Annotated in this window: 5 protein-coding genes; all 5 read left to right on the forward strand. The window is 57.3% G+C overall.

Annotated features, from left to right (window positions below):
- The coding region (locus JMJ95_RS00210; RefSeq protein WP_290680928.1) for an efflux RND transporter periplasmic adaptor subunit at positions 1-492 on the forward strand (492 nt) is incomplete at its 5' end.
- Positions 489-3,596 (forward strand): efflux RND transporter permease subunit, encoded by a 3,108-nt coding sequence (locus JMJ95_RS00215; RefSeq protein ID WP_290680931.1) that lies wholly within the window; start codon positions 489-491, stop codon positions 3,594-3,596. The genes JMJ95_RS00210 and JMJ95_RS00215, both read left to right, overlap by 4 nt.
- Positions 3,593-3,892, forward strand: a complete 300-nt coding sequence (locus JMJ95_RS00220; protein ID WP_290680934.1) for a PG0541 family transporter-associated protein — start codon at positions 3,593-3,595, stop codon at positions 3,890-3,892. Before JMJ95_RS00215 ends, JMJ95_RS00220 begins: the two co-directional genes overlap by 4 nt.
- A gap of 59 nt (positions 3,893-3,951) precedes the next feature.
- Complete coding sequence (locus JMJ95_RS00225) at positions 3,952-4,956, forward strand: mechanosensitive ion channel domain-containing protein (protein WP_290680937.1); 1,005 nt, start codon at positions 3,952-3,954, stop codon at positions 4,954-4,956.
- Positions 4,957-5,520: 564 nt separating this feature from the next.
- Positions 5,521-6,999 (forward strand): hypothetical protein (locus JMJ95_RS00230; RefSeq protein ID WP_290680939.1); only part of this gene is annotated, 1,479 nt, incomplete at its 3' end.

Here is a 6,999-nt window from a genome sequence, read left to right on the forward strand (position 1 = left end):
CCGGCCTTCATTCTTGCCCGCAGGGAGAAAGTGAAAGTCTCGGGGACCGTGCCGGAACGCCTCATCCCCCGGGTCAAGGAAGGGCAGAAGGCGATGGTCACAGTGGACGCCTTCCCCGGGAAGCAGTTCGAGGCCGCCGTTTCCAGGGTTCACCCTTCTCTTGACCCCGTCACCCGCACCGGAAAGGTGGACGTGCTCCTTTCCGCAGAAGACTCCCTCCTTCCCGGCATGTACGCCCGGGTGGCCATTCTGACCGGCGTCCGGGAGGGTGTCGGCCTTCCCCTCGAGGCTGTGGGCAGAATGGCGGGTACGGGAGAATCGGTCTGCTTTGTTGTCTCCGAGGGCGTGGCACGACTGAGAGTCATTAAGACAGGCGCCGAGAGGGAAAATTATCTGGAAGTCCTTTCCGGTCTTGAGAATGATGAAGCGGTGATAGCCTCCAGGTCTGAAAAGCTCAGGGACGGCACACCAGTGAAGGCAGCTGAAAAATGAATCTCCCGGAACTTTCCGTCAACCGAAGGGTCTCCATGCTTATGGTCTTTCTCGCGGTCATTCTCGTGGGAGGAATTGTCTTCTTCGGCCTCAAGCTCGACCTGCTGCCGAACATCGAGCCTCCGGTAGTGAACGTCCTCGTTACATGGCCCGGCGCCTCGGCCAGCGACGTGGAGCAGCGGGTCACCAAGGTCGTGGAGGACAATGTCTCTCTCATTGAGGGTGTGGACACCATTTTCTCCAAGTCCATGGACAACATCTCCGTAGTGTCCGTCAAGTTCAAATGGGGCGTTGACCTGGACGTGAAGATGGGAGACATACGGGATTCCGTCAATTTCGCCCGGAGGGACCTCCCGGACGATGCCGAGGAACCAATTCTCCTTCGCATAACCTCCGGCACTATCCCTTTCCTCATCCTCTCTTTCACCGCGGAAAGGTCATGGGAAGGGCTCCACCACTTCGTCGAAAAAACGGTGATGGAGAACCTCTCCAGGATACCAGGGGTGGGGCAGGTCCTGGTCTACGGAGGGGAGCAGCGGGAAATCCAGGTGAGGATCGACGCGGAAAAAGTGGAGGCCTTCGGCATTCCCATTGCGTCTGTCATCGACGCCGTGGAACGTGAAAATCTCAATATACCCGCAGGCTCACTGAAACAGGGCCGAACGGAGTACTATGTCCGCGTTCCCGGCCGGTACTCCTCTGTGGAGGAAATCGGTCGGACAGTAGTTGGAGTTGCCGGCGGACGACCCGTCCACCTTGCAGACGTGGCGGAGGTGGCTGATACATACAAGGACAGGGATCTCAGGGGCTACTATTTCGACCGGGAAGCGATCATCATGGCCGTTCTCAAAACCAGCGACGCCAATACGGTGGAGGTTTCCCGGGCGGTGCTCGGCAGGCTGGATGAGCTCAAGGAGAAAGAGTTTCCCTCGGACGTGGATTACCAAATAGGCATGAACACCTCCGAGTTCATCCTCAACTCCATCAACAACCTGTCACAGTCCCTTATCGCTGGGGTACTCCTGGTCTTCGCCGTCACCTGGATCTTTCTCAAGCGCCTCTCCGCCTCCCTCATCGTCTGCGGCGCCATTCCCTTCTCCCTAATCATCACCTTCGTCTTCATGGGTGAGCTGGACTACACCATCAACATTTTTACACTCTCCGCCTTGGCCATGGCCAGCGGAATGGTGGTGGACAACTGCATCGTCGCCACCGACCAGGTGATCTATCATATCGAGAAGGGAGCCAGGAGATCCGTCGCCTGCGTCATCGGGACTGCTGAAGTCCAGTCAGCTCTTGTGGCCTCCACCCTCACCACGGTGGTGGTACTTTTGCCTCTTGCCTTTATCCGGGGCCTCGTGGGCGTCTTTTTTTCAGCTCTTACGGTGGTTATGGTTGCGGCGGTTGCGGCGTCCCTTTTTGTGAGCCTCACCTTTATCCCCATGATGGGCAGCTTTTTCTTCCGCCGGGAGGAAGACCGCCTCAGGTTTCACCGCTACACAGACGCATTTATCGGGTGGCTTGAAGGGGGGTACGAGGTGCTCCTTGAATGGTCGCTGAAAAACAGGAAAATGGTGATTTTTGCCTCCCTGGTTCTTCTCGGGCTCACTTTTGCGGGATTCAGGTTCATCGGAACGGAACTCACACCGGATCCGGACACGGGAGAAATTACCATCACCATGACCCTTCCTGAAGGAACGGACATCGAGACGACCGACAGTCTGGTTCTCCGCGCTATCGAACATGTCCGGAAAACCGTTCCCGAAGCCATCAATGTCTTCGGCTACGACGGACGGGACGAAAAAGGATTCGCTATCGCCGCCGGGCAGCAAGCGGGGCCGAACATCGGCAACGTGGGCCTCAAGCTTGTGGACAAAAGGCTGAGAAAACGCACCGCCTTCGAGGTTGGGGAGTCTCTCCGGTTATGGCTCCGGGAGCAGCCAGGCATCGAAAAGCTCAACGTGCTTGTCACGTCTCCCATCAAGTCCATGTTCCTCGGCGCGAAACCCCTGAATATAGAAGTTTACGGCGATGACCTCGACAAGGTGGTCCGCCTGTCGGACAGGATAGCGGACCTTCTCCGCACCATACCCGGCGCCGTGGACGTCAGCCTGAGCCAGAAACAGAACAGGCCGGAAATCAGGGTGGACGTCGACCGGGAAAAGGCGTCCCTCCTGGGAGTGAACACCTATGCCGTTGCGGGAACCCTCAGGACCTACTTCTACGGCTACGAAACGGGAGAAAACTACTGGGAAGGAGAGGACGACTATCCCATACGGTTCCGCCTCCGGGAAGAACAGCGCAACTCCCGGGAGATATTCGACCGTCTCATAGTTCCCTCCGCCTCGGGGGAAATGGTGCGTCTTTCCACGGTGGCGTCGTACCGGGACACGGCAGGCCCGTCGGAGATCCAGAGAAAAAACAAGCAGCGCTATGTGGTGGTTGAGGCGAACATTCACGGACGATCCTTCGGAGAAGTTACGAAAGACGCACAAGATGCCATGGCAGAAATGGACATCCCGTCGGGCATCACCATAGAGTTCGGCGGCGAGATCCGTGAACAGGGGGATGCCTTCCGTCAGATGGGGCTTCTCGTCCTCCTGGGAGTAGTCCTGGTTTACATGGTCATGGCGGGACAGTACGAAGCCTATCTCGACCCGTTCATCATCATGTTCAGCATCCCCTTCGCCCTCACTGGAGTTGCCTTCGCCTATCTTTTGACCGGGCTCTACCTCTCCCTCCAGGGACTCCTGGGAATCGTCATGCTTGCGGGCATCGTTGTGAACAACGCCATTGTGCTGGTGGACTACGTGAACCTGCTCCGTGCCAGGGGCACTCCTCTCCGGGAAGCCCTTATCAGCGCAGGGGGGCGGAGGCTTCGGCCCGTCCTCATGACCACCCTCACCACTTTCTTCGGCATGCTCCCCATGGCGCTGAGCAAGGCCCAAGGGGCTGAACTCTGGAAACCTCTCGCCGTTTCGGTCATGGGAGGGCTCACGATCTCCACCCTGGTCACCTTGGTGCTCGTTCCGGTGATCTACAGCCTCTTCGAAGAAAAGTTGAGAAAAAAAGGAAGATTCAAGGAGGCGGTGACGAACTCATGAACATGGTCTGGATTCATGCCGGTGAAACGCTGGGCCGGGAAATCACCGAAATACTCGATTCCATCGGGGTTCCAACTTACTCGGTCTGGCGAAATGTCCTCCGGAAAGACAACGAGGGAAACGGTACCAGATGGGACGATGCCGTCTTCCCCGGAAAGAACTGGTCGGTGCAGTTTCTTTGCGGGGATGAGATGCTTGCCTCGCTGAGGGAAAAATTCCAGTTCTTCCTCAACGATGATTATGTCCGCCGGACAGGGGTTGAGATATACGTCCATAAGGCCGAGCGGCTTCTGTAGCCTTCCTTCTTTCTTCCCTTTCGGTTAAAATCAAAAAGCGGAAAGAAAGGAGGAATTTTATGAGACAGTACCTACCCACAGCCGCCATCCGGAAACACCTCGTTGTGCCGGGACTTGTGGCCATGCTCGGCATGGTTTTAATAGCCGCTCTCCCCTATGCGGAAGCAAAATTGGCACCGGCGGCTTTCCGTATTCTTCTCAGGACGGCGAAAATCGGCCTGGTGGCATCTATGACCTGGCTTGCTCTCGGTGGGGTCAGTCTTTTCGAAATCTATTTCAGGAACAGGTTCGACATCTCCGCCGCAGACAACCTCAAAGCCAGGAAAATACAGACACAGTTCATTCTCTTCAAAAGGCTGCTCGTCATACTTATCCTCTTTCTTTCGGTATCCATAGCACTCCTGAGTATCGACGATTTCCGGCGCATAGGCACATCTCTCCTGGCCTCCGTCGGTGTTGCAGGTATCATCGTGGGAATTTCAGCCCAGAGAACGGTGGGAACCTTCCTCGCCGGAATCCACCTCGCTATTGCCGAACCCATCCGAATCGACGACGTGGTCGTGGCGGAAGGGGAATGGGGCAGGGTTGAAGAGATCACCTTCACCTTTGTGGTCCTCCGCCTCTGGGATTCACGCCGTCTCGTCCTTCCGACGACCTACTTCCTTGAAAAACCCTTCCAGAACTGGACCCGCGTTTCGGCGGACATCATAGGCACCGCTTTCTTCCACGTGGATTTTTCAGCAGACGTGGAGCAGATCCGGGAGTTTTTTTACACAGTTCTCGGCACAACCCCCCTGTGGGACGGGAAGGCGAAAGCCCTCCAGGTGACGGACTGTACTCCCCGCTCCATGGAGGTACGGGCCCTCATGAGTGCAGCAAATTCGGGAGTCGCCTGGGACCTCCGCTGCCATGTCAGGGAAAGAATGATGGAATGGCTCCGCCTCGAACATCCGGACTGGCTGCCCAGGGCGCGGGCAGAGGTGAACGGCAGGGGAGAAAAACCTATCCCATGGTCTGCGCCGGAACGAGACAGAAACGATGCCGATTCGCCGGAGATAGTATAGCTCTTTGAGATGGTTCGATCCCATGGCGCGCTTTCCCCGGTTTTATCTCTCTTTTCCTCAATCCGCAAATTTTTCAGGCAGAGGGAGTGTCGCCGGGCCTACGGTGAATTCGCCCTCCCCGGGGGCGAAGAGATCCCGCTTTGCGCTCTTTGCGGAGAGATCCCTGGGGGAGGGCGCCTGAGGGGAGAGAAACCGACACGGGTGTCGGTTTCACAGGCAGACAGCCGGCGAACGCAGGGAGCCGCGGGACTCGCCTGGGCAGTTGTCACGGACGACAATCAGCATCCCCCGGCCCAAGGGGTCCCCGTGACGCTCCCCGCTGGGGTGCGGATTTAGGCTTTTCTTGAAATATTGACGAATTCCGGAGATGCACTATACTTCACGCTAATGGGTCTTTGCCAACCCGGCAGTTTTTAAAATCCTGCGAGTGCGTGCGGGAATGTTTGGGGTTTCTCGTTCAGAGAAATACGGACAGGCGTGGAATGGTGTTCTTTTCGAAAATGTTTGATATCGTCCCGAAAGGCGGACCAGTCACATACTATTCGAATCCGGAGGTGGTTTGCAGTGAGAATGCGTTTTCTCAAGACTCTGCGCACTGTTTCCCCGAGGCCGTTCTTCTGCCTGATGGTCACTTTTCTTCTGCTGGGAGGTTTTATCCAGGCAGTGCCTCTCTTTGCTGAAGAGGTGAGCCGAGACGTTCCGGCGGCGGCCGGGGCAGCCCCGGAAGTTCCTGCGGCTGGCGGAGGAGAAGCCGGAACCGTACAGTCTCCGGATAGAGTTCCCCCGGAGATTGGGTCGATTACGGTCAGGATCGACGGTCCGAAAGAGGCGAAGTGGACCTTCGACGGGGAAACCTTTGAGAGCGGTCACCTGGTGGAGAACGTCCCCACGGGGAAATACACCGTCTCCTTCTCTGACGTACCGGACTGGACCAAACCGGCAGATGCCGAAGTTACGGTCACAAAGGACGGGACGGCATCGGTGGAAGGCAAGTATGTCCGTCACGTGGGTTCCGTCTCCGTGACAATCGACGGACCGAAAGAGGCGAAGTGGACCTTCGACGGAAAAACCTTTGAGAGCGGTCACCTGGTGGAGAACGTCCCCACGGGGAAATACACCGTCTCCTTCTCTGACGTACCGGACTGGACCAAACCGGCAGATGCCGAAGTTACGGTCACGAAGGACGGGACGGCGTCGGTGGAAGGCAAGTATGTCCGTCACGTGGGTTCCGTCTCCGTGACAATCGACGGTCCGAAAGAGGCGAAGTGGAGCCTCGACGGAAAAACCTTTGAGAGCGGTCACCTGGTGGAGAACGTCCCCACGGGGAAATACACCGTCTCCTTCTCTGACGTACCGGACTGGACCAAACCGGCAGATGCCGAAGTTACGGTCACAAAGGACGGGACGGCGTCGGTGGAAGGCAAGTATGTCCGCCACGTGGGTTCCGTCTCCGTGACAATCGACGGCCCTGCGGACGCAAGGTGGATATTTGACAGCAGAGGAGGCTTTGAGAGCGGCCACGTGATCCACGACGTTCCTACCGGAAATTACACGGTTTCTTTCTACGATCTCCCGGACTGGACCAAACCGGCAGATGCCGAAGTTACGGTCACAAAGGACGGGACGGCGTCGGTGGAAGGCAAGTATGTCCGTCACGTGGGTTCCGTCTCCGTGACAATCGACGGTCCGAAAGAGGCGAAGTGGACCTTCGACGGGAAAACCTTTGAGAGCGGTCACCTGGTGGAGAACGTCCCCACGGGGAAATACACCGTCTCCTTCTCTGACGTACCGGACTGGACCAAACCGGCAGATGCCGAAGTTACGGTCACGAAGGACGGGACGGCGTCGGTGGAAGGCAAGTATGTCCGTCACGTGGGTTCCGTCTCCGTGACAATCGACGGTCCGAAAGAGGCGAAGTGGAGCCTCGACGGAAAAACCTTTGAGAGCGGTCACCTGGTGGAGAACGTCCCCACGGGGAAATACACCGTCTCCTTCTCTGACGTACCGGACTGGACCAAACCGGCAGATGCCGAAGTTACGGTC

The sequence above is a fragment of the Aminivibrio sp. genome (genome assembly GCF_016756745.1).
In the GTDB taxonomy this organism is placed as follows: domain Bacteria; phylum Synergistota; class Synergistia; order Synergistales; family Aminobacteriaceae; genus Aminivibrio.

Coding starts and splice junctions, on each gene's coding strand:
- JMJ95_RS00215 (WP_290680931.1), top strand. CDS start 489: ATGAATCTCCCGGAACTTTCCGTCAACCGAAGGGTCTCCATGCTTATG.
- JMJ95_RS00220 (WP_290680934.1), top strand. CDS start 3,593: ATGAACATGGTCTGGATTCATGCCGGTGAAACGCTGGGCCGGGAAATC.
- JMJ95_RS00225 (WP_290680937.1), top strand. CDS start 3,952: ATGAGACAGTACCTACCCACAGCCGCCATCCGGAAACACCTCGTTGTG.